The organism is Rouxiella silvae (assembly GCF_002093625.1).
GTDB classification, from domain to species: domain Bacteria; phylum Pseudomonadota; class Gammaproteobacteria; order Enterobacterales; family Enterobacteriaceae; genus Rouxiella; species Rouxiella silvae.
In genome coordinates this window covers 13,109-37,808 of sequence record NZ_MRWD01000041.1, presented here as the reverse complement: position 1 = coordinate 37,808, position 24,700 = coordinate 13,109, and the positions used below count along the sequence as shown (strand labels likewise).

Here is a 24,700-nt window from a genome sequence, read left to right as displayed (position 1 = left end):
TCCGGAGCGGTCCTGCTCCAGTCCAAACAAGAAAAAACGTTAAGATACTCAGCTTAGTTGATTTTGATGAATAATTTCCGCCCAATTCATTCACAAAGTGCGATCACCTTTTGCGTAACGGGTAATTTTTCATAAACAGTGAAAGCAGGAAAGCCACCGCCATTACGCAGGCGGCAATCTGATAAACCTGGTGAATTGCCCCACCAAACGCCTCGAGATAGTCAGTACGTATCGCCTCCGGCAGCTGGTGAATACTTGCTGCACTCATCGCCCGTGGCAGTTGGGTGCCGTCCGGTATTGAAGCCATCAATCCGCTTTGCAAAGAATGAGTAAAAACCGCGCCAAATACCGCAACGCCTACCGAGCTGCCGATAGAGCGGAACAGAGTGGTACTGGACGTCGCTACGCCAACCTGCTGCGGCTCAACGCTATTTTGCGCAGCCAATACCAGAACCTGCATTACTAACCCCAGACCGGCACCGAGCAGGGCGATATAGGCATAAAGCATGTGCAACGGGGTGGCGTTTGTCAGCCTCATGCCGAGCAGCAGCATCGCCACCAGTGCCAAAAAGGTCCCGATAATCGGGAAGAGGCGGTATTTACCGACTTTGCTGATAATACGCCCACTGATTATTGAGGTTGTCAGCAGGCATCCCATTAGCGGCAGCAGCTGCATACCCGCCTGCGACGGCGTCGAGCCTTTTACTACTTGTAGATAAAGCGGCAGGAAAGTCACGGAACCCAGCAGTGCCATACCGATAATAAAACCTATCAGGCAGCTGAGTACAAAGGTCCGTTGGCGGAAAAGTGCGAGCGGGATAATCGGCTCAATCGCCAGCCGCTCCTCATAAATAAACCCGCCGAGGCAGACCAGGCCAAAAGCTAAAATGCACCACAGCTGACCCGAATCCCACGCCATCACCGTGCCGCCTTCACTGGTAAACAAAATGATGCACGTCAGTGCAACCGCCAGGTAAATAGCGCCAAGATAGTCGATTTCACGTCTGATTTTAGCCACATGCGGCTGAAATACCGCGCCGATAACCACCAGCGCAAACAGGCCAAGCGGCAGGTTGATATAAAATATCCAGCGCCAGGAAAAGTGCTGCACCAGAAAACCGCCAATCAGCGGCCCCACGACGGTAGCCAAGCCGAAAACGCCGCCAAACAGTCCCTGATAGCGACCGCGATCGGCAGGTGGAATAACATCCGCCACCGCCGCCATACTGATAACCATTAACCCGCCGCCGCCCAATCCCTGGAGTGCGCGCATCAGAATAAGCTCGGTCATGTTTTGCGCCAGCCCGCACAGCGCAGAGCCGAGCAGAAACAGCACAATGGCGATTTGCAACACCCGTTTACGACCAAACAAGTCACCAAACTTGCCGTACAGCGGGACGACAATCGTGGAAGAAAGCATGTAGGCAGTGACCACCCACGAGAGTTTTTCCAGCCCGCCCAGTTCACCCACAATCGTGGGCAACGCGGTAGAGACAATGGTTTGGTCAAGGGCGGCCAACAGCATCACCAGCAGGAGTGCCGAAAACAATAAACGAATTGACGGCGCAGCTTGGGTAACCTGCTCTACACTTTCAGCATTACGTTGATTTTGAGTGGCCATAGAGGCTAACTTGCCTTGATATTAATTAACTAGGTAATTAATATATGAGTTTACTTCCCCTGCGGTCAATGGGTACGATGGCATAATGAACAGTAAAAAATCTGAAACGACCTTATTGCAACAGGATCAATTGCCTGAAGAATCCACGAATTTTCCCCGAAGACCTGGGCGCCCAAGAGGTGTAGCGAAAGGTGCTGAACGCCGTGCGCTGCTGCTGGAAACTGCGCTGGCGATGTTTGCACGCAGAGGAATTGCCGATACGCCACTGACCGCAATCGCCCGCGAAGCCGGTGTCACGCCCGCGATGCTGCATTACTATTTTAACAGTCGTGAGCAACTGCTCGACGTGCTGATTGAGGAGCGTTTTATGCCAATACGCGCCTCCTTCAGCAACCTGTTTCAAGACTCTACCCACGATCCGGTTGCGGCAATTACCCAACTGGCCGAGCAGTTTATTGCGATCTCGGTCGAACACGCCTGGTTTGCGCCGTTGTGGGTGAGGGAAATTATGAGCGAAAGCGGCTTGCTCAAGCAGCGCATGGACCAACGCTATGGCGACAACCGGCGTAACGAGTCGCTGCGCTGCATTGCCCGCTGGCAAGATGAGGGGAAACTGAACGCTGATTTAAGTCCTGAATTGATTATCTTCACACTGTTTGGGCTCACTTTTTTCCCGATTGCCTCGTCGCACGCGTCCAATAGTGCACCAGGAAAACGGGTCGATACTACGCAGTTAGCCAAACACGTCGTGGCACTGTTGCGTGGTGGACTTGGCCCACAGCCCGCAAACAAGTGAGTGCCCGACCAAAAAGTGCGCTTGTCATCACTCTGGCACATAGAGTGTGCTATAAAATGCGCTCTGCATGATAACGGCATTAACCACATGAAAAACAATAGTATTTATACTCCCGCACGGCCCGTATCTGCCGAAACCCGCGTGCTGGGCTGGCGTGACTTATTTTCACTCTGGTTCTCTCTGGGAATGGGGCTGATGGTGCTACAGGCCGGTGCTATTTTGGCTCCGGGACTGGGGATGGCAGGGTCACTGCTGGCGATTTTTATCGGCACACTGGTTGGCGTAATACTGCTGGCACTGGTTGGGGTGATTGGCGGACAAACTGGCCTGTCGTCAATGTCTTCACTTACGCTAAGTCTGGGCAAAAAAGGCATTGCTCTGCCCGCGCTGTTTAATATTTTACAACTAATCGGCTGGGGTGCCTTTGAGATTGTGGTCATGCGCGACGCTGCCAGTCTGTTGGCCAAGCAGGCATGGGGTGCACAAAGCTTCTGGGCTAATCCTACGCTGTGGACACTGATTTTTGGTTTTGTCGCCACGCTGTTGGCAGTTTGCGGGCCGCTGGCGTTTATCCGCGTAGTGCTGCGCCGCTGGGGAATTTGGTTGCTGATGGGCAGTTGTATCTGGCTAACCGTGAATCTGTTCCAGCACGCGTCACTGAGTACGCTGTGGCACAAGGCTGGGGATGGCAGCATGCCGTTTGCGCTGGCCTGCGACATTGTGGTGTCGATGGCACTGTCTTGGTTGCCGCTGGTGTCTGACTACACGCGCTTTGGCAAATCCTCACGGCAGAATTTCCTGGGCACCGCCTGCGGATTTTTCCTCGGTAGCCTATGGATGATGACGCTGGGTGCCGCCTACACGTTGGCATTTGTCAGCTCGGCAGACAGTAATGCATTATTGCTGGCACTCTCCGGCGTGGCGCTGGGTATTCCACTGCTGCTTATTTTGGTTGATGAACACGAAAATACGTTTGCCGACATTCACTCGGCGGCGCTTTCTGGTGCTACGCTGCTTCCCAAGAGTATCAGCATCGGCAAGCTCAGTTGGGGAGTGGGCCTGATTTGTACACTGATTGCCTGGGGCATTCCGCTCGACAGATACGAGAACTTCCTGCTGCTGATAGGATCGGTTTTCGCTCCGTTGTTTGGGGTGGTGCTAATGCACTATTTCATTCTGCGCCATCGCCAGCCCGCTGAAAGCAATATGAACTGGCGAGCGTTGAGCGCCTGGGTTATCGGCATCGTGACCTATCATTTGATTGCACAATTTTACCCAAATCTTGGCGCAACAGTGCCCTCCCTGCTGGTCGCTGCGCTATTTTGCGGCTTACTCAGCAAACGCCGCGCCTAAGACTCGGCTTTGCTGAGCATTTGCAACGCCACGGTCTGCGCATTGGCCACGTGCAATCGCGCGGCTTTTTCTGCGCCGTCACCGTCGCGCGCCTTGATTGCCTGATACAAAGAGTCAATCTCCTGCAGGCTATGAGGCAGGCGATCGGGGTGCATCAGCGAGGTGGCCCGCAGCAGATTGACCCGCGAATGCAGGCTGGTCAGTGCTTCTTTGACCAGTTCGTTGCCGCAGCGCTCAAGCATAATGCCGTAAAGCGCATTTTTAGCCTGCAATACACTGGCCTGATCCTGCGCCAGTCCGGCTTTACGCAGCGCCTGGGCGGCAGCGCCAAACTTAGCTATATCGGCATCGCTGGCGCACTGTGAAAACTCGCGCGCCACAAAGCCTTCTAGCAGGCCGCGCAGCGCGTAGAGGTCCGTCGCCTCTTTAACGGAAATAGTGGCAACGATCGGTCCTTTATGCGGAACAATATCCACCAGCTTTTCGGCTTCGAGTTTGCGCAAGGCTTCACGGATTGACGTGCGGCTCACACCCAGCGTTTCGCAAAGTTCGCGCTCAATCAACCTTTCTCCGGGGACAAATCGGCCATTAATTATCGCTTGTCGTAACGCATTTTCTACCTGAAAACGCAGCGTTTCAGGCCGTACTAGGCCGATATCTGAAGACATGATTGTATTCCTGTCCGACAAGTTTAAGTTACCCTCATCATAGCGGCCTGTCCGGTGAAAAGCGATGCCTATCTTTTAACCCTCAGGACGCCTGAGAGGGGGTCATTGGCGTAAATAGCGCGGCCTGTGCCAGCGCCTGTTCAACGAGGGGTGCCGCCACCGTAGCGCCGTGAATACCAATCACGCTGACAATCTCCAGCACCTCCATGATCTCCTCTTTACTGGCACCATAGTTGATGGCGTTGCGCATGTGCAGCTTAAGCCCCTGCTGATAAAGATGGGTCGCCGAGGCGTCGAAGGCACAGTAAATCAACTCTTTTATCTTGGGCGGCAACACACCGGTACGCCAAGGTACCGACGAGAATTCGATATAAGCTTCAAACAGTTCGGGGTCGAGTTCCAACAGCCCGTCCCAAGAGGCATGCCAATAGCCACGATTGTCGATAAACGCCTGTTTCAGCGTTTCCCGCCGAGCATCCAACGGCGCAGGCCCGTGGCGTAACCCTTCTTCTTCCAGCACCTCAAGCAGCAGCGGCACGCCGATATTCGCGGCGTGAATGCCGAGCGTACTGGTCAACTCCAGCACCTCAGTCAGCTCCTGCTGTGTGGCACCAAACGCTACGGCAGCACGTAAATGCTGCGCAATTCCGGGAAGATAAATGTGCGTCGAGGCCACGCTGGCACTGAGGGCTACAAACGCTTTCACTTTGTTTTCAAGATGATTTTTCTTCCAAGGCACGGAGGAAAATTTAAGATACCCGTCGATAAAGTCGGCGTCCTGAAGCAGCAGGCTTTCCCACTGTGCGTCCCAGGTTTGATGCTGCTGAATAAATGCCGCCTTAACCTGTTGCTGCTGTTGGGTAAGATTCATGACGCATTCCCTCCCTTTATCGCCCGCTGATACACCTCCTCCGCCACTTCTTCCTGCCACAGAGTCTTGCCAAGCGATGTCGCGGTATGCAGCATAAAACTGTCTTTACCGGCTCCGTGCCAGTGACGCTCGTCCGCCGGTATCCACACCGTATCGCCTTGGCGTATGGCCTGGGGTGACTCGCCGTCCACGCAGACCCAGCCGCTGCCCGAGACCACTTGCAGTATTTGTCCCTGCTGATGGGTGTGCCAGTAAGTGCGCCCGCCGGGGGCGAAAAATACGCTATTGATGGTCACGTCATCGGTGGTTGGCATCACCGGATCGCCCCAGACTTCTCCGCTAAAAGTGCTGCTGCGCTGCTCTGAAATCACCCCTTCAGCCCTGCCATGAAATACTTTCATTGCCCTTCTCCCGTTTAGTTTGATTTGTCGTACAGGCGAACACCGCCGGACACGTCGCCAATCGCGTCAACCACCCGATTGCTGATGACATCGCCATAGCCGAGCGAAGTTGCCAAGCCAAAGCTCGCCAGTGGGCCAGATGCATTGAGTGAAACCACGCCCAGCTCGCGCACGCGATCGACGTAAAGCGCCACATCCTTGGTCATCAGCTTGCCGGTCAGACCGCCTTCTAGATAATCGCCATCAACAATTTTTGGGAAACGATTCAGAGTGGCGAAGTTCACCCCACTGCTGCTGTTGAGGACGTCGAGCAGGCAGTGCATGTCCAGCCCAGCTTTTTTCCCAGCCACCATCACTTCGGCGGTGGCGGCGAGGCTCACGGCATTGAGGAAATTGTTCAGCAGCTTGGTGGTGTGCCCACTGCCGCTGCCGCCCATCGCAATGACCTTGGCCGCAATAGGCTTGAAAGCCCACGCTATGGCGTCTATCGCCTGCGCGTCACCGCCCACCATCAACGTTAAGGCCCCTTTTTCAGCCGCGGCGGCACCGCCCGAAATACCGGCGTCGATATAGTAGACGCCTTTACCGGCGAACAACCCGTGCAGGCGAACCGTCGAGCTGGCGGCGGCAGTGCTGAGATCAATCACCGTTTGCCCACGGCGGCAGTGTGCAAGAATGCCGTTTTCCCCCTCAACCACCGACTCCACTACCTTGCTGTCGGGCAGTGAGAGCATGACAACGTCGGCATAGCCCATCACGTCGGCCAACGACGCGGCAGCGCTGGCACCTGCGGCGGCGGCGCGTTCTACTACTGGGTCAAAACCCAGCACGTTTATTCCGGCATCGACCAGGCAACGCGTCATACGCCCGCCCATATTTCCCAAACCTATAAATCCAACGCGCTCGGTATTCATCAGGGACTCTCCACAAATAGTTTAAAAATCGACGTCTTTGGTTTCTGGCCCCATATAAGCGCCGAGGGTGCCTATCACCGCGCCCAGCGCCAGCAGCACCACCGAGGTCAGTGCCAACGGCATCAGTGCGCTAAGCCAATCCATATAAAACGCATAGAAAGAGGGAATAATGACCGACAGGCTAAAGCCCATGCCAAAGCCGGTGGCGCGCACGTCGGTAACGAAACGCTCGTTGATGTAGGTCACTATCACGCCCCACGGCGAGGTCACCAGCACGGCCAATACGCCCACCAGCAGCATAATGGTGCCCAGCGAAAGGCCGGGAACGGTGGTCAGCACATAGAGCAGCGCCGAGCCCAGCACGGCAATTAACGGGCCTGCAATCAGGAAAAAGCGCCGGCGGCCAATTTTCTGGCCCAGCATGCCTGAGCCGATATAGCTGAAAAACAGCACGCAGTAGGTGATAAGCAGCGTCGAGGTCATCTCAAAACCGCTGAGATGCAGGGTATGAACCAGCAGGCCGGTCGGCAGATAGATAGTGATAATATTTTGCGTCAGCCAGAAACCACTCATCATCAGCAGCACCTGCAGCAGGTTACGCCCACTCTTGCCACGCAGCAGATCGCTTAACGCCAGTTTTTCGCGCTTTACACCGCCGGTTTCGCTTTCCCAAATTTCTGATTCTTTAACCTTAAAGATGTAATACAGCGCTAAAAAGGCCGCCAGTACGCCGCCGATGATAAAGGGTATGCGCCAGCCCCACTGCACATAGGGTGAATCCAGCCCGTTAAGTGGAAACAGGAAGAACACCAGCATGGTGATCAGATTAATGCTGACATAGGCGGCAGGGAATCCGCTGATAATCAAGCCACCGACGAAGCCCCGCTGATGTTTTTTCGAGTATTCAATCGCCAACGGCATTGCACCGGTGTAGCCGCCGCCAAGAAAAATTCCGTCAATAAAGCGCAGTAATACCAGCATCACGTAGGCGCCAATGCCAAGGGTCTGATAGCCCGGCAGGCAGGCTATCAGCAGCGTCACAACGCCAAAGCCGGAGACCGAATAAATGGAGGCTTTGCGCCGCCCTATGCTGTCGGCCATGATGCCAAATAGCAGCGCACCCAGTGGTCTTCCGAGCAGTGTAGTGATAAACACCAGCGAGGCGAGAATGGTCTCGGTGCCGCTTGATAGATTAGGCGGCTGGAAGTAAAACAGCACCGGCGAGAGGGCAACCACCGGCAGGTAAATATCAAACATATCGATGTATTCAGAAAAGAAAGCGCCTTTAATTGCACTCTTTCTTTTTACATCAATGGATTGTTCGCTTTCGGCGCGATGGGCGCCGACTTGTGCGGTCAGAGTTTCCATTTCAGTCTCCTGTCTCTTTATTGCCGCATCTCTTATGGATGCGTGTGTAGGGAACCGTCGGGCGCGAACCAGACGGGCAGGCAATGCAGGTAAGACGTTTGCTGACGAGAAATTTACCCATCAGCTGACTGCCGGTGTTGGCGAAATAATGTGCTTATGCTTGGAACATCAGGCTTTGGCTTTCTCCTCCTCCCAGGCTTTGATAGCCTCGCTTGCCACGCGAAATGCCGCCAAAGCCAACGGCGCGCCGCAGTAAACGCCCGCCTGCATCAGCACTGCGCGGATCTCCTCTTTGCTAACGCCGTTGTTTAATGCTCCTCTGACGTGTACCGAAAGCTCATGGTGCTGGCTCATCGCGGTCAGCATGCCAATATTGAGCATGCTGCGGGTTTTAAACGACAGTGTAGGATCGCCCCAAATGTCGCCCCAGCAGTACTCGGTCACCAGCTTTTGCATCGGGCGATTAAAGTCATCGGCGTTGGACCACGACTTCTCGACGTGAGCCGCGCCCAACACCTCTTTGCGGTTGGCAAAACCTTTCTCAAAGCTCGGATTATTTTCCATCATTGTTTCCTTTTTAGCCGCACATGGCCCACATTTATGTATGATTGTATGACAGTGAATTTAGGCAAATTTTTTTGCCCTACTGCATCAGGCATCCGATAGACCAAAGCCGACCATCGATTTAATTTCCAGGTATTCACGCAGTCCTGCCTCGCCCCACTCGCGTCCGTTGCCCGAACGTTTATAGCCGCCAAACGGCGCATGAAAATCGGCGGGAGGATAGTTCACATGCACACTGCCGGCACGCAGCTGACGTGCTACGCCTTGGGCTCGCGCCTGCGAGGCCGACTGAACATAAGCAGCCAGTCCATATTGAGTGCCGTTGGCAATCGCGATAGCCTCCGGCTCGGAGTCATAGGCGATAATCGATAGAACCGGGCCAAAAATCTCTTCTTGAGCGAGCGTCATTTCAGGCGTTACCGCGCTGAACACCGTTGGCTTGACGTAATAGCCGTGAGTGAATCCCTCAGGTCGGCCAACGCCGCCGGTCACCAGTTCAGCGCCTTCATCAATGCCCTGCTGAATCAGCTTTTGTACCCGCTCAAACTGGTTGCGGTTAACCAAAGGTCCGAGCTGAGTAGTAGGGTCGTCCGTCGGCCCCAAGCGGTAGGTAAGTGCGGCCTGTTTGGCGATTTGCGCCGCTTCCTGCAACAGGCCGCGTGGCACCAGCAGGCGCGTAGGAATCGAACAAGATTGGCCGGAGTTGGTGAAACACGCCGCCACGGCGCGGGTCACGGCGTCCGGCAAATTAACATCGTCGAGCAAAATATTGGCCGATTTACCGCCCAGTTCCTGCGCAACGCGTTTCACCGTTTCAGCGGCCGTTTTCGCCACTTCAATGCCTGCACGGGTTGAACCAGTAAACGACACCATATCAATGTCGGGATGTGCGGCAATGGCGGCACCCACGCGCGGGCCATCGCCATTAACCAGATTAAATACCCCCGCAGGCACACCGGCTTCCTCCAGCACTTCGGCAAACAGCAGCGCCGTCAGCGGTGAATATTCGCTAGGTTTCAACACCATCGTGCAGCCCGCCGCCAGTGCAGGCGCAATTTTCACCACGATTTGGTTCACCGGCCAGTTCCACGGGGTGATCAATCCGCAAACACCCACCGGCTCCAGACGCAGTCTGGTCGTGCCCTGCTGTTGCTCAAACTGAAAGGTTTTTAGCACCTCAATCATTGCATTCAAATGCGCAGGTCCGCGCGCCGCCTGCCCTTGCCTTGAAAAGGTAATCGGTGAACCCATTTCAAGGCGCATCGTTTCTGCAAACTCCTCATAGCGGCGCTCATAAACCGCGACAATGCGCTGCAGTAGGGCCAGCCGCTCGGCCGCCGCCGTCGCTGAAAACGACGGCAATGCGCGCCGTGCCGCAGCCACCGCCAGGTCAACGTCGGCGGCATCGCCCATCGCAAGCCGCTCAAATTGGCGCTCGGTTGAAGGGTCAGTCAGGTCAAACCAGGCGGGCGCAACGGGGCTAACCCATTGACCGTCAATATAAAAATGTGAGGCGTGAGTCATGATTACCTCCCCTCTTCATCAGCAAGAAAACGATACATTTCAGTGTGATCGGTTGCCGGTGTTGCCTGCTGCGAAACGCTGTCCCAGAGATCGGTGCAGGCCACGCCAAGTTTCATCGGATAGCCCACCGACATAGAGAGCGCGCGGGCAATCTTCAAGTCTTTGTTCATTAACTGCAAAGCAAAACCCGAGCCGAATGAACCGCTTAGCATGAAAGGTTTGACTTTATTTTCCGACGTATTGCTGCGCCCGGTGGAGGCATTGAGCACGTCGGTCATTACCGCAGGCTCAATGCCGAAGCGCTGTGCAATGTGTAAAGCTTCGACGGTAGCAATCAGACCGGCGGCCGAGACATAGTTGTTCAGCGCCTTAGCCGCGTGGCCCGATCCCGCTGTGCCAATGTGCAAAATGCTTTTGCCCATCGCCTGCAGCAGAGGGCGACAAGCCTCAAGCACCGCCGCATCACCGCCGACTAAAATAGAAAGCTCACCGGTGTTGGCTTTTTTTACTCCGCCAGAGACCGGGGCATCGAGATAGCGCAGTTCCAACTGTGTTAGCGTAGCGCCCAGTTGGCGCGAACGTTCAGGCTCGGAGGAGCTCATATCAATCACCACCGCCGCCTGCGCCAAACCTGATGCCCATCCCCGCTCGGGGTCGAGCAACACGCTTTCAACAATCGATGAATTTGGCAGCATGGTGATCAACACGTCCAGCTCGCCAATATTCGCACTGCCTAGCGCCGTTGCCGGTAAAGACTCGCACAGTGCAGTGACGCGCTGTGCGTCTGCATCGGCAATAAATAGCGTATAGCCCGCCGAGGCCAAGCATTTCACCATCGGTGTGCCCATCATTCCTAAACCTATAAAACCAATCTTGTTAAGCGAAGTCATGTCATTGGGCCTTTTGGATGAAAACGTCTTTCGGTAAAAAGTTAACGAAGCGCTGAAAAGTCTGTAGGCGCTAAAAAGTGGTTCTCAATACGTTCCACAATCGGTTGCTGTGCCTCACTGGCGCTGCGCTTGGCCTGCCATTCTTTGTCGGCCTGAAAGGCGTTCCATTTCTCTTCGCGTTCCGCCAGACTCTCCCATTGCAGCAGATAAGTCAGTGCGTGATTGCTCGGGCCAACAACGGTAGTCCAAAAGCCAATCTGTTTGATGCCATACTTATCGAAAAATGCCAGCGTAGTGTTTCTAAAACGCTCCTGTAACGCCGGTAAGCGACCTGCGGCACAGTGATAGACACGCATTTCTACAATCATCATTTACTCCATTCGACGTTATTCTGCGCCTGGTGCGCAGAAGGAAAGTTAATCAGGCCGACGCGGGTCAGCGTCTACCCGCGCAATCCAACCCTGAGTGTCGGCGTTGAAAGCGGGATAGTATTGCAGCACCAGCGGATCGTGGCCGGGAATGATATGGTCATCGGAATCAGCGAGGCGACGCAGCGTGGCATAGCCTTCAAGCATGTCACCGATGTTATAAACAATAGGATATGCCAGGTTGCGCTGCATATTGGCGTAGTAGTGTGAGGCGTCCGAGGCCAACACGACCCAGCCGCGCGCGGTGTTAACGCGTACCACCTGTAGGCCATCTGAGTGGCCTCCAACTCGATGTAAAGTAATCCCTGGTGCCAGCTCCGAATCGCCGTCGTGGAACTGCACGCGACCTGCAAAAATTTTTTCGACCATCGATTTCACGTCCTCGACTTCAAAGGCGTGGCGGATGCCGTGATGACACATACAACGACCGGTGCAAAACGCCATTTCGCTGTCCTGCACGTGAAATCGTGCCTGTGGAAACAGGCTGTGATTCCCCGCGTGGTCGTAGTGCATGTGGGTGATCACGACTTGCTTGACGTCGGCAACGCGGATACCCAGTTGCCCCAACCCCTGCTCGACGCTGTGCACGATAGTCCTTCCGCGCCTGTTGGCCATTTCAGCATCAAATCCCATATCGACAACGTACGTTTCTGAAGTGCCGACAATGGCCCACACGAAATAGTCCAGCGGCATCGGCACGTCGTGAGGATCGCCGCCGATAAAGTTCTCGCTCGACATGCGGTCGTGGTGCGCATATTTGATGGCGTAAATTTGATACTGCTCGCTCTCGGACGACATGCTCATTCCCCGCTGCTATTTTGTTGTGGTCAAAAAACATGCTGCAATCATACAATCAGTCAATATGATAAAAAGGTGATTGCACTCACACAATAATACAAAATACAAATTAGTGCGTAAGCGGTGGTTACGCTTCTGCGGTTGACGCGCCGAGGCTTGCCGACCTATGTTGATAAATTGACATTTTTTAATCACCGCTTCATGGGCGGTTTTAATAACTTAAAAGGAAAGCAGCATGCGCATTCTGGTAGTCGGGGCCGGAGCAACCGGTGGATATTATGGCGGACGCCTTGCACAGGCGGGCAGAGACGTGACTTTTTTGGTGCGCGAAAGGCGTGCAGAATCACTGCAAAAGTCTGGCCTGCATATCCAGACGCCTGACGGCAGCTTTTCCGTGCAACCCAAGCTGTTGCTGGCCTCGGAGCTCAAAGAGACTTTCGACGTTATTATTTTGACGGTAAAGGGCTTCTCACTCGACGCGGTATTAGAAGAGTTTGCACCCGCCGTTGGCGAGCAGACGATGATTGTGCCCGTCTTGAACGGCATGCGTCATATGGAAATCATTCAGAAGCGTTTCGGAAAACATAGGGCACTGGGAGGACTTTGCCGAATCCACGCCACGCTTGATAAGCAGGGACAGGTGCATCAGATGACGCAAATGCATGAGTTTGTCTATGGCGAGGTTGACGGCCAACGTAGTGAGAGAGTCGCCAAACTCGACGACGTATTGCAAAACGCTGGGTTTAATGCGCGCCTTTCTGAGGCGATCGTCAGCGAAATGTGGGAAAAATGGCTATTTTTATCAAGTCTTGGCGGAATTACCTGCCTGATGCGCGGCAATATAGGTCAGGTGGCACGAGCGGCGGGCGGTGAGAAGTTTGCCACCGGTTTCATTGAAGAGGTTCTCTCCATTGTGATCGCGGGAGGTTATCAGGAAAGAGCCCACGCCACGGCCCAGACGCTGAAAGAGTTAACCAGAAAGGAGTCTGAGCAAACGTCTTCAATGTATCGCGATATGATCCAAGGTCTGCCGGTTGAAGCCGATCAGATCCTCGGCGATCTGGTCGAGATCGCGTTAAAAGCGGGATTAACCACGCCGCGGGTCAATGCCGCCTACAGCCATATGTCGGTCTATCAGGAAAGTATCAAGAAATAGTCGCGTCACCCATTTTTGGTAGGATTAAGGCGGGGGAATTGGAGAGTATCGACGTCCCCCGCTTTTACTGCGGGGGACGTGATTTTATAAATTACGAGGTCAACTCTTCCTGCAGGGCTTCTTCTTCCTGAACCTGAACCACTGGCTGAACTACGGCCGCAGGTTTCGCTGGCGTAACGTCAGCATGGGCGTCTTCAAGCTGTAGAATACGGCTAGTGCGGTTCATTTCTCTTTCTGAAAGCTCCACATTGCCATTCATTTCCTGACCATAAGACGGGATCATTTCTTTCAGTTTACTCTGCCATTCAGGCGAAGCAATTTTGTCTTTAAATACCCGCTCCATCAGCTGCAACATGATTGGCGCCGCGGTAGAAGCGCCCGGAGATGCCCCCAACAGTGCAGCAATCGAGCCATCCTGTGAGGTGACCACTTCAGTGCCCAAACGCAGGACACCGCCCTTTTTGCCTTCTTTTTCAATAATCTGCACGCGCTGACCGGCAACAACCAAACGCCAGTCCTGCTTTTGCGCATCCGGGAAATACTCTTTCAGCGCGCTTAAACGCTGATCTTCACTGAGCATCACCTGATTAATCAGGTACTTCACTAGGTCAAAGTTATCAAGCCCAACGCGGACCATCGGGAAAATGTTATGCAGATTAACGGTGCCAAACAGGTCCCACAGCGAGCCATTTTTCAAGAACTTGCTGGAAAATGTCGCGAAAGGCCCGAACAACAGCACTTTTTTGCCATCCAGCACGCGTGTATCAAGGTGCGGAACCGACATCGGCGGCGCGCCAACGGAGGCTTTACCGTAAACCTTGGCCTGATGACGTTTAACGATGTCAGGATTATCGGTTACCAGGAACTCGCCGCCGACCGGGAAGCCGCCGTAGCGTGAAGCCTCAGGAATGCCTGATTTCTGCAACAGTGTCAGCGACGCGCCACCGGCACCAATAAAGATAAAGCGAGTCGTTACGCTGGTTTCGCGGCCACCTTTGGTTTTAGCAAAGGTCACAGTCCAGGTTTGGTCGGCATTGCGTTTTATATTTTTAACTTCGTGGCCCAGATTCAGGCTGAAGTTTGTTTTTTTGCGCAGTGATTCAACCAGCTGATGCGTGATTGCCCCGAAATTAACGTCAGTACCGCTGTCGATACGGGTGGCAGCCACCTTTTCACCCGGCTTGCGGCCTTCGAGCACCAGCGGGATCCATTTTTCAATCTGCGTGCGGTCTTCCGAGAATTCCATGCCGCGGAACAGTGTGCTGTTTTGCAGCGCTGCGTGGCGTTTGCGCAGGAATTCTACGTTTTTCTCACCCCAGACAAAGCTCATATGCGGCACGCTGGTGATGAATGAACGCGGTTCGCCGAGCACCTTTTTCTCAACCTGATACGACCAAAATTGGCGAGAGACTTGGAAAGCTTCGTTAATCTCTACCGCTTTGGAAATATCCACCGAGCCGTCGGCTTTTTGCGGGGTATAGTTCATTTCTGCTAGAGCAGAGTGGCCGGTACCGGCGTTGTTCCATCCGTTAGAACTTTCGTCAGCCACGCTATCCAGTCGCTCATACATATTAATCGACCAGTCAGGCTCCAGTTCCTGGAGGTAAGTGCCTAAGGTGGCGCTCATAATTCCGCCACCGATCAGGACAACATCAACGATTTTATTTTCCGCCGCTGTCGCGTGTTTAGACAGCGCCATAAGGCCGATGCCTAGAGCACTGGATAGTCGATTTTTCATGGTTAACTTCTCACTTTTTAGCTAAAGCAGGTGAAAAACCCAACATTCCTTGTGACCAAGGCGGCTTAGTCTCTCATTACGGGGAGTAATCAAAAGCGGCCTACGTTTTCCACACTAACCTAGTGGTTATTTTTAACAAAAAATACCAATTTACGTAACTAACATAACATTATTGTCACTTGCGCGATAATAAATTTAATAATTCAAATATTATGATAATGGCATAGTTATGAGAAAAAATTAACCAGTTATTCACGCAATCCTTTGCTTAAAACAGTACAAAAATTCGCAATAAGTTGAATTGAAAGATGAAATAAAACAGGCGATGGGAGTACATACAATATGATTAGCGGAAATTATAGAGAAACCTGGGTGCTTAAAAACCGCACAGAATGATTAAGCTCTCTCAGTCGAACTACAGAGGCCACATTTTCGACAAAAAACCAGCCCGCAGGCTGGTTTACAAAAATATGACGGCAGAGAACGGCATTAGCCGTGAAGCATATCTTTCTTGATAGCATCTACAGCGCGCAGCGACAACGCCACCATGCTCAGTGTGGAATTGACCGTTCCTGCTGACGCCATCGCTCCGCCCGAAGCAATAAACAGGTTGCGATGGTCGTGGGTACGCATCCAGCCATCGACGACCGAATCCTTCGGATCATGGCCCATGATAGTGCCGCCCATAATATGGTTATTCGGGTTGAAGTAAGGCGTAGACTCAATTTCTGTCGCGCCGAACAGCTCCGCAATCTGCTGTAAATGCTGCCGCGAGCTGGCTTCCGCGCGCCGCACGTAGTCACCCACGTCATAGGTAATGTGCGGGTATGGGATGCCTAACCCATCCTTTTTGGTGCTGCTGAGGCGCAGACGGTTGTCGGGATTGGCCAGAATGTCGTGGTTAACATAAATGTCCATGCCGCAGGCTGCTCGACGGCGGATCTCTTCATCCAGCTTTTTACCCACCAGTCCCATTTGCAATGCCTTAACGCCCGCCTTGTGATTTTGCGAGGTGTTATTCATGCCGATTTGAATGGCAGAATGGTCACGTCGGAAATCGCCGTCGCGGAAATTAGTGATTGAACTCATCTGCACCGACCCGCCGCCGGTCCAGATAGGTTCCGCCGCCTGGAAGCTCATCAGGATGCCTGGGTGGTCCATCATATTGCGTCCAACGTGGCCTGAACTGTTGGCAATCCCGTTCGGATTACGGTCGTTGGCGGCCAGCAGCAGCAGTTTCGGTGACTCGATGCCGTTGCCTGCCAGCACAAATGTCTTACCGGTGACGCGGGTTGAGCGCTTATCCGGATCATAAAAGTTTACCGCCACAATTTCGTTGGCGGCATTGGTTTCCATGCTGTAGACCACGGCGTTGGGGATGACTTTCGCGCCAAACTTTTCGGCTTTAACAATGCTGTGGATACCGTTAAACATCGCACCAATCGGGCAGATTGGCATACAGTTATTGTTACCGCAGCACTGAGGTCGTCCGTTGTAAGGGCGGCTGTTTCGTGCCTGAGGAACTGGCGTGTTTTCATAACCGGCCTGGGCAACCACCTCGGTAAATCGGCGATCCGCGGGTCCGTAAGGCATCGGCTCCATAGGGAAAGGTTTTTTACGCGGTGCCACGAATTTCAAAGTGTCATCGTTTGGCCCGTTAACCCCCATTTCGACTTCGGCACGGTAATAATAATCTTCCAGCTCGTCATAAGTTACTGCCCAGTCACGACCCACGCCGTAGGTAGAGTAAAGCTGAAGGTCGTGCGGCAGAAAACGCCAGGTCGAGGCCGCCCAGTGCCAGGTGGTTCCGCCGACTCCGCGAACCACACCCTGCCGATAGGCCGATGCATCGGGACCGTCTACCTGCGGATATTCATTATAAGGATGCAACTGCGGATGGACCGCCCACGGAGATGAAGGATACGGCGTGGCATAGTCTGACTCAGACTTGTTGATAGGCGGCATGTTACGCCAGTTTTCAACCACCTGTGCACGTTCCCAGCGCGGACCGGCTTCCAGCACCAGCACTGACAGTCCAGTTTGCGCCAATTCTTGGGCAACAAAACCGCCGCATATCCCGCCGCCAATGATGACGACATCTGCACTCAATTCGTTAGACATTCATAACCTCTAAAATTTCAGCCCGCACCTTACTGGGCGCAGGAGATAAACCCGTTCGGAGCAGGGCTTAACGGCGTTTACGGCGCAAACGCCATACCACTAACAGCACCACGAGAATCAGCACAATCAGGCCAGCGCCAAGGGAAGCAGGCGCCGCAATTTTGGCGATGAGCGGCGTCGCTCCACCCTGACGTATCGTTTTCACGTCTTCTTCCGTTACCGAAAGCTGTGGGTTGCCATACTGCTTGAGCAGGTAATTACTCAAGGTCGCGACCTGTTTATCGGTCAACGCCTGCACGTCCGAATAGGGCCCAAACGCGGGCATTAGCACTGATTTACCGTTCACCGTGCGTTGGACGCCGAACAGAATCGCCGACACCAGATTGTCCGGCGAACTGCCACCCAGCGTGGTGTTATGCACCAATGAAGGGTAGAAACCGTCCTGCGTTCCTTTGCCGTCAGGCTGGTGACAGCTCGAACACGCCGCGTCATACAGCGTCTGCCCCGAGGCATCGGCAGAAAGGAATTTCGAAATCGGGTGAATGCCACGGGTGGCAGTATCTGTATTGGAAACGGTTCCAAAATCGGCCGCGGCTTTGGTTTGCGACGGGTCACGCACCGGTGGCAGAGTACGAAGATAAGCAATAATCGCTTTAATATCATCATCATGCAGATATTGCAGGCTGTTAGTGACTGCCTCAGCCATCGGGCCTGCTGCCTGTGCTTTGCCGTCGACATGACCGCTTTGCAGATACTGCGCCAAGTCTTTGTCGCTCCAGCTACCCAAGCCACTCACCGGATCACTGGTCAGATTTGGCGCATGCCAGCTGCCCAACATTGCGCCGCTGTACAATGCATCACCGCCCTGCAACGCCATCAATGCATTACGCGGCGTATGACATTCGCTGCAGTGCTCGACGGTATCGACCAGATATTTACCGCGATTCCAGGTCGCATCGTGGTCTTCCTGGGGTTTGAACGGCTTGTTGTGCAAAAACAGTAAATTCCAGCCAGCCATTGAGAAACGCATGTTGAACGGGAAATTGAGCGCGGTCTGCTGCGGCTGTTCGTCAACCGGTTTAACTTCATGCATAAAGTAGGCATAAAGCGCATGAATGTCTGCGTCGGTCAGCCCCGCATAGGACGGATAAGGCATCGCAGGATAGAGATAGCTACCGTCACCGCGAACGCCGTCACGCACTGCGCGAGAAAACTGCTCTTCCGTGTAGTTGCCAATACCGAACTGTTTAGAGGGTGTGATATTGGAGGAGTAAATAATCCCCATCGGCGAGTGGATCGCGTAGCCACCGGCAAACACCTTTTTGGAATCAGGATCGGTGTGACAGGCGGCGCAGTCTGAGGCTATCGCCAAATATTTTCCGCGAGCAATCAGGTCAACGCCAGTTTGGTGGTCACTGGGAGCCGCCAGCGGCAAACTTTCTGCTGCCTTCGCCGCCGTGCCGCTGAGTAAAACCGACGCCGCGATGCCTGCATAATAGAAGGCGCGCCTGAACGGCACAAAACCGGGTAAAGAGTGATTTATTGGCAAAAACGTGCTCTCCATTCTTCTCAATATTAATGACTACGTGCTGAATTTAGGGCGTAAAAAACCGCAGGGTTATTCCTTAAGGAAAAACCTTTCAGACGTGAAAACGTTGTTAAGTCGACCGCGCTTTCCGGTGAATTAAGGCCGGAACCCCAGCTCGCAACGGTAACGAGCTATCGATTAAAAAGTCAGCAGTCGATCAACCGGAGGCGGATTTGCCACCCAATAATCAGGGCCATTATGTGCGTAGGTCGGAATGACCATGCCGTCACGAGGGATCTGGTACATCAACGCCTGTTGATAGCCATAAACCGTGGCGTGATAGCCAGGTTCAATAACGCCGCTGTACCACGCTTTGACGATCGCCATCATCGGCTCATGCAGAGGATGCTGTTTTAATTTTTCGTCCAGTGTTTCAACGTCGGGAATATTGTTCTGCTGAACGTAATCAGACAACTGTTTAACCCACCCGGCAAACTGGGCATTTTGCTGACACATGGCGGAATATAAACGCTCACCGAGCTGGATATCCAAACTATTATGTCCGGTGAGTAACCGTGATAAACGAATAAATGCGGTGAAATCTGAGGCGTCATTATTTTCCGTGCTCGCCAAAGCGGGAACGGCGGTTAATCCACCGGAAACCAAGGCAAATCCGGCAATTAAAGAGCCTGAACGCGAAAGCAAATTTCGGCGAAATCGGCCACTCGTGCTGAGTTCAGATTTTTCTTCTGAATTATTGTTGTCTTTCATAATGCCTCTTACTGACACATTGCTTGATCTTAAAAAAGGGGGTTTTCTACACACCGCCACCTCACTGCCTACTTTTCGCTCACCCGCGCTAGCTAACTAAATTAAAAAACCGGTTCAGCTATAAATGGCGGCAAAGACAAAAAACATCCATGACATGGTGAAAATTGCGAGAAATTTATCAAATCGGACTAATAATAGGGTTATTTAGCGCGAGCGTCACGATTTAGGAGGGGGTTTTTGCGTCTTAAATGTAACAAATGTATCGAAATACGTAACTAAGTACGCACATTTTCTTAAACAAGAGAATAACAATATTGTTACACAGAAAAACGATGGCTAAATCGTTTTTTTAAAATATTGTTTTGATAAAAGGATCCGCTCAATAATTTTAAAATTACGATCCTCAAGGCGCGTGATTTGGCATAACATTGGTGTAGTGTGGTGATAGTGGCATTAGGAAATAGTTTTCAACAGATGTATTCCCTGCTGCTGAATATCAGCAGCGGGCGCATGACCGATCAACATGAAATTAAAACCCTGCCGACGCCAATAGACAACATTCATTCCTCGACGAACTTCCGCCGTCTGCTGAATATTTTTTGAATGATCGCTGCGCGTTATACACAGCGCCAGCGGCCCGTACTTTTCGTCCAGCCAAGAGATTTGTGCGATGTTGTATTCGTCATAGCGAAGAATGCGCGCGTTCTTAAGCTGCGCACCCTTAAGTTGCAGCTGCTGCGGAGTTAATCCGATCCCGACTGCTTTGGCTACGCGGTCTAGCTCAACCTGCTGTTGCAGCGGAGAATCAGGAATGTCGGCCAGCGTATCAGCGCTGTAAAGCGACATGTATTGGGCAACCAGGCTGCGCCAATTGTTGTCCTGTTTGTCTGACGCTGGAGCCAGAACATAGCGTCCGACGCCCGTGCCTATAACCAAAAAGCTCACCGCCGCTGCCAGTAAACTGCGGCGACTCACGCTATTATTGCTTTGATGCGGCAGGGATTTTTCTGTCTGTTTATCTAACGCCGCCTGCAGTTCAGCCAACGGTGCCTGCTCAAGCAGGGGCTCAAAGGCCGCCGCAAAATCAAACTGGCTTTGCTGAAGATAAGCCAGTCGGCTTGCCAACTGCGGGTCCTGCTGCAAACGCCTTTCGAACGCATGTTGCTGCTCAGCGCTGAGTTCGTTATCGAGATATGCCACCAGCAGGGTGTCGGCAACCGGAGATGATGAAATATTATCGGTCATGATTTTCTCCCCGTTGAGACAGAGCCCTCGGCTCGGCTGCGCCTTTTGCCAGTGTCTGCCGGGCGCTTGCCAGCCGACTCATGATAGTTCCAATAGGCACATTGAGAGTTTGCGCCGCCTCCAGATAGGTAAAACCTTCGACATAAACTAAAAACACCGCATTCCTTTGCGCCTCGGGGAGTTGATTGACACGCTGCATCACCTGATTGGCCTGCCGCTGATTGTCAAATTCATCAGGTGCGGCATCAAGTTCATCAATATCGACAAAACCCTGTCCCCGGCGCACCTGCTGAGCACGCGTTTCGTTGATCCAAATCGAATGCAGAATAGAGAAAAACCAGCGGTCAACCCGCGAACCGGCCTCAACCTGCTGCCCACGCTCAAGTGCGCGAACGCAGGTGGCCTGAACCAAATCATCAGCCACGTCGCGTTTTTTAGACAACACCATGGCGTAACGCCATAAACGCGCCAGACAAAGACTAAGCTCATTACGCAGGTCGTGAGGGGTAATTTCTGGTTGCCTCAGGTTATCAGGCACCCTGCATCAGGATTCAGGGTGCCCTTGTATTGCCGCATGCAAGTCCCGGTACTCTTCACATCCGGTGCCGCACAGCGATTTTATGGTCGCCAACTGCGCCTTGGCTAAATCAGGTCGGCCCTTGATCATGTAGGCCTCACCAAGATACTCACGTACCAGGCTGTACTTGGCGTCAAGAGCAATTGATTTCTGATAATAGCCGATACCCTCATCGGTGCGCCCCAATTTTCGCGTGGCATAACCGCGATAATTCCACGCCTCTTTAGTATTAGGCTGTTTCAGCGTGTCCAACAGGTTTAATGCCTGCTGATAGCGCCCGGTCTTTGCCAGATGATAGGCATACTGCGTTCTGTCTTCATCTGAAAGCATGCTGCTTTTTTCAATCATGCAGGCTTTAGTTTTACTGTCATAAACCTGACCCTTCGGGCAGTCCGGCGTTTTTTTAGAATCATCGCCCATCGCATGAGCCGCTAATGTCCAACCTGAAAGCCCGCTAACCAAGGTTAGCAACAGCAGGGGTCGGGTGAGTTTTTTTACGGTGAAAAGATAAGTTACTGTAAATAGTTTCATGGTGCCGTCCTGTCAGTAGTGGATAACATCCGCCTTAAAACACCGTCACGCAGTACATAGTGGTGGAACAATGCGGCCAGCGCGTGTAAACCGGCCAGAATAACCAGCGCCCAGGCGACGTTGTTGTGCAACATGCCAAAGGTGCGGCGCAAAGATGAGTCGATGCCAAAAACATCGGGAATAGGAAATATCGAGAAGAAATAGAACGGTTCGCCCTGCGCCCAGCGGAATAAAAATCCAAGGGTAATCTGCGTCAGCAGTAGGCTATAAAGCGCCCAATGCGTTAGCTTCGACACCAGTGATAGCGTGCGCGGCATAGGGATTTCATCAAGTTTAGTTCGGTGAGTCATGCGCCAGACAAGACGCCAGATAATCACCACGGCCAACAGGATGCCCACGGAGATGTGCACCGACTGTAGCCCTTTTCTTAGCGGCGTTCCACGCTCTAGTACTCCCCAGATATGGGCGCTGGCAAAAAGAAAAATCACGCACAGGGCGGTTAGCCAGTGCAGCAAAATGGTTAGGTGATCGTATCGCTTTCGCGAAGGTTGAAGCTGTGTGGTTTGCATAGTCGTGCCCTAGGTGATTTAAAATATCCAAAATATGTGTCGTTGCTGCTTCAAGTTCGACGGATATTGAGTAAACACCTAGGGGCCGAATTCTATTCGAGGATTTTTGAATTATTTTTTGTGGTGCAGATTATTCCACTCATCGCGGGTTATTTCCCACAGTTCTGAATCAAATTCGCCCCCGACGTAGGCCTTCTTTTCGGTTTTTATCAGCCGCATGCCGCTGGCGCGTGAAATGCGTCGTGAGGCTTCGTTAAGCTTGGCTTTGGGCGCGCGCAGCACTTCACGATTTAGCGTATTAAACCAATAGTCGGTGACCGCCATACTCGCTTCGGCCATCAGACCCTGCCCCTGCCAAGGCGGTAGCAGCCAAAAACCACGATTGTTATTTTCGGTATCGCTCAGGCAAATCACACCGATAAGCTCTGCCGGCGCATCTTTGCGGCGAAGGGTCCAGAACCAGCCGGTTCCCTCAGCCGTTGAAGCCAGCGCGACATTATTAACATAGTGATGCGCGCCGTTGTCTGGAAACGGCCAGGGTACCGTGGCGGCAAGATATTGCACAATTTCCCAATGCGGAAAGAGGCGCTGAATAACCGGCGCGTCGTGAGGGGTCAAGGGTTGTAGTACCAGACGCGCAGTTTCAAGCACCGGCGTGGAAACAGTCAGCATATGAACTCCTTTTCTAAAATGAGTAAAAAGGTTAAGAAAGAATAAAAAGAAACTCTATAAAACTGACGAATTGGAAGTAACAGAAATCAAGGCTATACAATCGCAGAATGTGTATTTAAAAACAATAAAAAAGCGACCCGTTATATTTGAAAAAATCACTAATGAATATGCACTCAATATTTATCTTATTGGTCTCTTTAAATATTCGTTAAATTAATGATTCACAATACATCATTCATTACATGGATAAAAATTTTTTGCGATAACAATCACGGATATTAATAGCAACGAAGGTATAAATATCTAGCAGTACAAACCCACAAAAAAGAAATTAATATGGAAAATTATAATATTGATCATAACCCATCTAGACACCTTAATTAAAAGAGCCGTTTTAGGATATCCTGTAGGCTTAGCTGAAATCACTCGTGTATTTTCTATTGAAAGTTTCATACAAGGCAAAACATGAGATTTATCGCTCTATTATTCAATAGATTATATACGTGCCTACCGTATAGTCATCGTTCAATACCAATGCCTTTTAAAAATTTTATAGCAGCAACATTGTTCATGATAGTCATCGCAATACTGAACGCGAGTGTTCCTTATCTTGTCCGTGAGACCATGAATACGCTAACTCATCAATATCAGGTTAATTTCGTTATTTACTCTCTTTTATTCTCCGGTGCCTACGGCTTATGTTGTACCTCGGCACAGGTATTTGAATGGCTCAAAACGATACTCTCCTCCTCAATGCTTGCAAAATGTGATGCTGCCTTTCAGCGAAGTTATTACCTGCACCTAATGAGAGTTGATTACAAGAACATACCGCCCGATGCCTCGATTCGTTGGCCGTTTACCCAGCCGCTTTGCTCGCTCAACAACATGACCACCATTGCGCCGATGTCGTCCGGCATGCCAACACGACCTAAGGCGGTATTTTGAGCAATGTACTGATTTACCTGCTGGTTATCACGAACCGTTCCTCCGCCAAAATCAGTTTCAATCGCGCCCGGCGCCAAAATATTTACTGAAATTCCGCGCGCGCCCAACTCTTTGGCCTGGTAGCGCGTCAGCACCTCCATTGCACCTTTCATGGTGGCGTAGGCCGAGTATCCCGGCAGGCAAAAACGCGTCAACCCGGAAGAAACGTTGAGCACACGCCCACCGTCTGCAATGAGTGGCAGCAGTTTTTGGGTCAGGAAAAACGGGGCTTTGAGGTGAATATTCATCAGCAGGTCAAACTGCTCTTCGCTGGTCTCGGCGAAGGGAGCGTTAATGCCAATCCCGGCGTTGTTAACCAGAAAATCAACGTTTTTACGCTGCCACACACTCTCAAGCTGAGATTGAGTTTGCGCCACGAAATGATCGAAGGTGGCACTTTCGGCGACGTTAAGCTGCAAGGCGACGGCTTTTGCCCCTTTTTCCTGAATTTCACGCACTACTGCCTCAGCCTCTTCGCGCTGGCTGTTGTAAGTTAAAATGACGTCAATACCTTGTTCTGCCAGCTTTAATGCTGCGTTTTTACCCAATCCACGACTGCCGCCGGTAACTATTGCTATTTTATTGCTCATTTAGGACTCCAGAGTTGCAACG

General features: G+C 52.3%; 24 protein-coding genes. 3 read left to right on the top strand and 21 right to left on the bottom strand.

What is annotated here, in order from left to right; all coding sequences use genetic code 11:
- Nucleotides 1-103: 103 nt before the first annotated feature.
- Nucleotides 104-1,621: an MDR family MFS transporter gene (locus BS639_RS16480; RefSeq protein WP_084983656.1), complete on the bottom strand. Its 1,518-nt coding sequence runs from the start codon at nucleotides 1,619-1,621 to the stop codon at nucleotides 104-106.
- Nucleotides 1,622-1,706: 85 nt separating this feature from the next.
- Between BS639_RS16480 and BS639_RS16475 the strand changes: the two genes are divergently transcribed.
- The gene (locus tag BS639_RS16475) at nucleotides 1,707-2,417 is read left to right on the top strand and encodes a TetR/AcrR family transcriptional regulator (protein WP_055775827.1); all 711 of its coding nucleotides are present in this window, start codon (nucleotides 1,707-1,709) and stop codon (nucleotides 2,415-2,417) included.
- 87 nt (nucleotides 2,418-2,504) lie between these two features.
- Complete coding sequence (cytX, locus tag BS639_RS16470) at nucleotides 2,505-3,770, top strand: putative hydroxymethylpyrimidine transporter CytX (RefSeq protein WP_055775824.1); 1,266 nt, start codon at nucleotides 2,505-2,507, stop codon at nucleotides 3,768-3,770.
- Here the strand turns inward: cytX and BS639_RS16465 are convergent.
- The 10 genes from BS639_RS16465 to BS639_RS16420 form a co-directional block, all read right to left on the bottom strand.
- Nucleotides 3,767-4,438, bottom strand: coding sequence for a GntR family transcriptional regulator (locus tag BS639_RS16465; protein WP_055775820.1), 672 nt, complete (start codon nucleotides 4,436-4,438; stop codon nucleotides 3,767-3,769). The two genes, cytX and BS639_RS16465, sit on opposite strands and share 4 nt — an antisense overlap.
- 82 nt (nucleotides 4,439-4,520) lie before the next feature.
- Nucleotides 4,521-5,309, bottom strand: coding sequence for a carboxymuconolactone decarboxylase family protein (locus BS639_RS16460; protein ID WP_084983655.1), 789 nt, complete (start codon nucleotides 5,307-5,309; stop codon nucleotides 4,521-4,523).
- A complete protein-coding gene (locus BS639_RS16455; RefSeq protein ID WP_055775815.1) occupies nucleotides 5,306-5,710 on the bottom strand; it encodes a cupin domain-containing protein in 405 nt (134 codons plus the stop codon). The genes BS639_RS16460 and BS639_RS16455 overlap by 4 nt, the downstream gene beginning before the upstream one ends.
- A gap of 14 nt (nucleotides 5,711-5,724) precedes the next feature.
- Nucleotides 5,725-6,624 carry an NAD(P)-dependent oxidoreductase gene (locus tag BS639_RS16450; protein ID WP_084983654.1) on the bottom strand — a complete coding sequence of 300 codons (900 nt, stop codon included), beginning with the start codon at nucleotides 6,622-6,624 and terminating at the stop codon, nucleotides 5,725-5,727.
- A 21-nt stretch (nucleotides 6,625-6,645) separates the two neighbouring features.
- Nucleotides 6,646-7,992, bottom strand: a complete 1,347-nt coding sequence (locus BS639_RS16445) for an MFS transporter (protein WP_055775807.1) — start codon at nucleotides 7,990-7,992, stop codon at nucleotides 6,646-6,648.
- 168 nt (nucleotides 7,993-8,160) lie between these two features.
- Nucleotides 8,161-8,556: a carboxymuconolactone decarboxylase family protein gene (locus BS639_RS16440; RefSeq protein WP_055775804.1), complete on the bottom strand. Its 396-nt coding sequence runs from the start codon at nucleotides 8,554-8,556 to the stop codon at nucleotides 8,161-8,163.
- Between the two features lie 87 nt (nucleotides 8,557-8,643).
- Nucleotides 8,644-10,080: an aldehyde dehydrogenase family protein gene (locus tag BS639_RS16435; protein WP_084983653.1), complete on the bottom strand. Its 1,437-nt coding sequence runs from the start codon at nucleotides 10,078-10,080 to the stop codon at nucleotides 8,644-8,646.
- Nucleotides 10,081-10,082: 2 nt separating this feature from the next.
- Entirely contained in the window at nucleotides 10,083-10,970 is an 888-nt protein-coding gene (locus BS639_RS16430) for an NAD(P)-dependent oxidoreductase (RefSeq protein WP_084983652.1), read from the bottom strand.
- Nucleotides 10,971-11,011: 41 nt separating this feature from the next.
- Nucleotides 11,012-11,341 carry an NIPSNAP family protein gene (locus BS639_RS16425; RefSeq protein ID WP_228779692.1) on the bottom strand — a complete coding sequence of 110 codons (330 nt, stop codon included), beginning with the start codon at nucleotides 11,339-11,341 and terminating at the stop codon, nucleotides 11,012-11,014.
- Between the two features lie 45 nt (nucleotides 11,342-11,386).
- The gene (locus tag BS639_RS16420) at nucleotides 11,387-12,196 is read right to left on the bottom strand and encodes an N-acyl homoserine lactonase family protein (RefSeq protein WP_055775788.1); all 810 of its coding nucleotides are present in this window, start codon (nucleotides 12,194-12,196) and stop codon (nucleotides 11,387-11,389) included.
- 235 nt (nucleotides 12,197-12,431) lie between these two features.
- On the opposite strand from BS639_RS16420, the gene panE reads away from it, so the two are divergent.
- On the top strand, nucleotides 12,432-13,352 hold the full coding sequence (gene panE, locus BS639_RS16415) for a 2-dehydropantoate 2-reductase (RefSeq protein ID WP_055775786.1): 921 nt from the start codon (nucleotides 12,432-12,434) through the stop codon (nucleotides 13,350-13,352).
- A 91-nt stretch (nucleotides 13,353-13,443) separates the two neighbouring features.
- Here panE and BS639_RS16410 read toward each other — a convergent pair whose 3' ends face one another.
- The 10 genes from BS639_RS16410 to BS639_RS16365 all read right to left on the bottom strand — a co-directional run bounded on the left by BS639_RS16410 (nucleotide 13,444) and on the right by BS639_RS16365 (nucleotide 24,678).
- The gene (locus tag BS639_RS16410) at nucleotides 13,444-15,090 is read right to left on the bottom strand and encodes a malate:quinone oxidoreductase (RefSeq protein WP_055775782.1); all 1,647 of its coding nucleotides are present in this window, start codon (nucleotides 15,088-15,090) and stop codon (nucleotides 13,444-13,446) included.
- A gap of 489 nt (nucleotides 15,091-15,579) precedes the next feature.
- Nucleotides 15,580-17,211, bottom strand: coding sequence for a GMC family oxidoreductase (locus tag BS639_RS16405; protein WP_055775779.1), 1,632 nt, complete (start codon nucleotides 17,209-17,211; stop codon nucleotides 15,580-15,582).
- A gap of 67 nt (nucleotides 17,212-17,278) precedes the next feature.
- The gene (locus BS639_RS16400; RefSeq protein WP_407690312.1) at nucleotides 17,279-18,697 is read right to left on the bottom strand and encodes a c-type cytochrome; all 1,419 of its coding nucleotides are present in this window, start codon (nucleotides 18,695-18,697) and stop codon (nucleotides 17,279-17,281) included.
- Nucleotides 18,698-18,937: 240 nt separating this feature from the next.
- Nucleotides 18,938-19,510 carry a sorbitol dehydrogenase family protein gene (locus tag BS639_RS16395; protein ID WP_055775776.1) on the bottom strand — a complete coding sequence of 191 codons (573 nt, stop codon included), beginning with the start codon at nucleotides 19,508-19,510 and terminating at the stop codon, nucleotides 18,938-18,940.
- Nucleotides 19,511-19,963: 453 nt separating this feature from the next.
- Entirely contained in the window at nucleotides 19,964-20,755 is a 792-nt protein-coding gene (locus BS639_RS16390) for an anti-sigma factor family protein (RefSeq protein ID WP_084983649.1), read from the bottom strand.
- Complete coding sequence (locus BS639_RS16385) at nucleotides 20,745-21,251, bottom strand: RNA polymerase sigma factor (RefSeq protein ID WP_267463934.1); 507 nt, start codon at nucleotides 21,249-21,251, stop codon at nucleotides 20,745-20,747. The genes BS639_RS16390 and BS639_RS16385 overlap by 11 nt, the downstream gene beginning before the upstream one ends.
- Nucleotides 21,252-21,299: 48 nt before the next feature.
- Nucleotides 21,300-21,863 carry a tetratricopeptide repeat protein gene (locus BS639_RS16380; protein ID WP_084983647.1) on the bottom strand — a complete coding sequence of 188 codons (564 nt, stop codon included), beginning with the start codon at nucleotides 21,861-21,863 and terminating at the stop codon, nucleotides 21,300-21,302.
- On the bottom strand, nucleotides 21,860-22,432 hold the full coding sequence (locus BS639_RS16375; RefSeq protein ID WP_084983646.1) for a cytochrome b: 573 nt from the start codon (nucleotides 22,430-22,432) through the stop codon (nucleotides 21,860-21,862). Before BS639_RS16375 ends, BS639_RS16380 begins: the two co-directional genes overlap by 4 nt.
- Before the next feature lie 111 nt (nucleotides 22,433-22,543).
- Nucleotides 22,544-23,104 (bottom strand): GNAT family N-acetyltransferase, encoded by a 561-nt coding sequence (locus tag BS639_RS16370; protein ID WP_084983645.1) that lies wholly within the window; start codon nucleotides 23,102-23,104, stop codon nucleotides 22,544-22,546.
- An 815-nt stretch (nucleotides 23,105-23,919) separates the two neighbouring features.
- On the bottom strand, nucleotides 23,920-24,678 hold the full coding sequence (locus tag BS639_RS16365; protein WP_084983644.1) for an SDR family NAD(P)-dependent oxidoreductase: 759 nt from the start codon (nucleotides 24,676-24,678) through the stop codon (nucleotides 23,920-23,922).
- Nucleotides 24,679-24,700 lie beyond the last annotated feature (22 nt).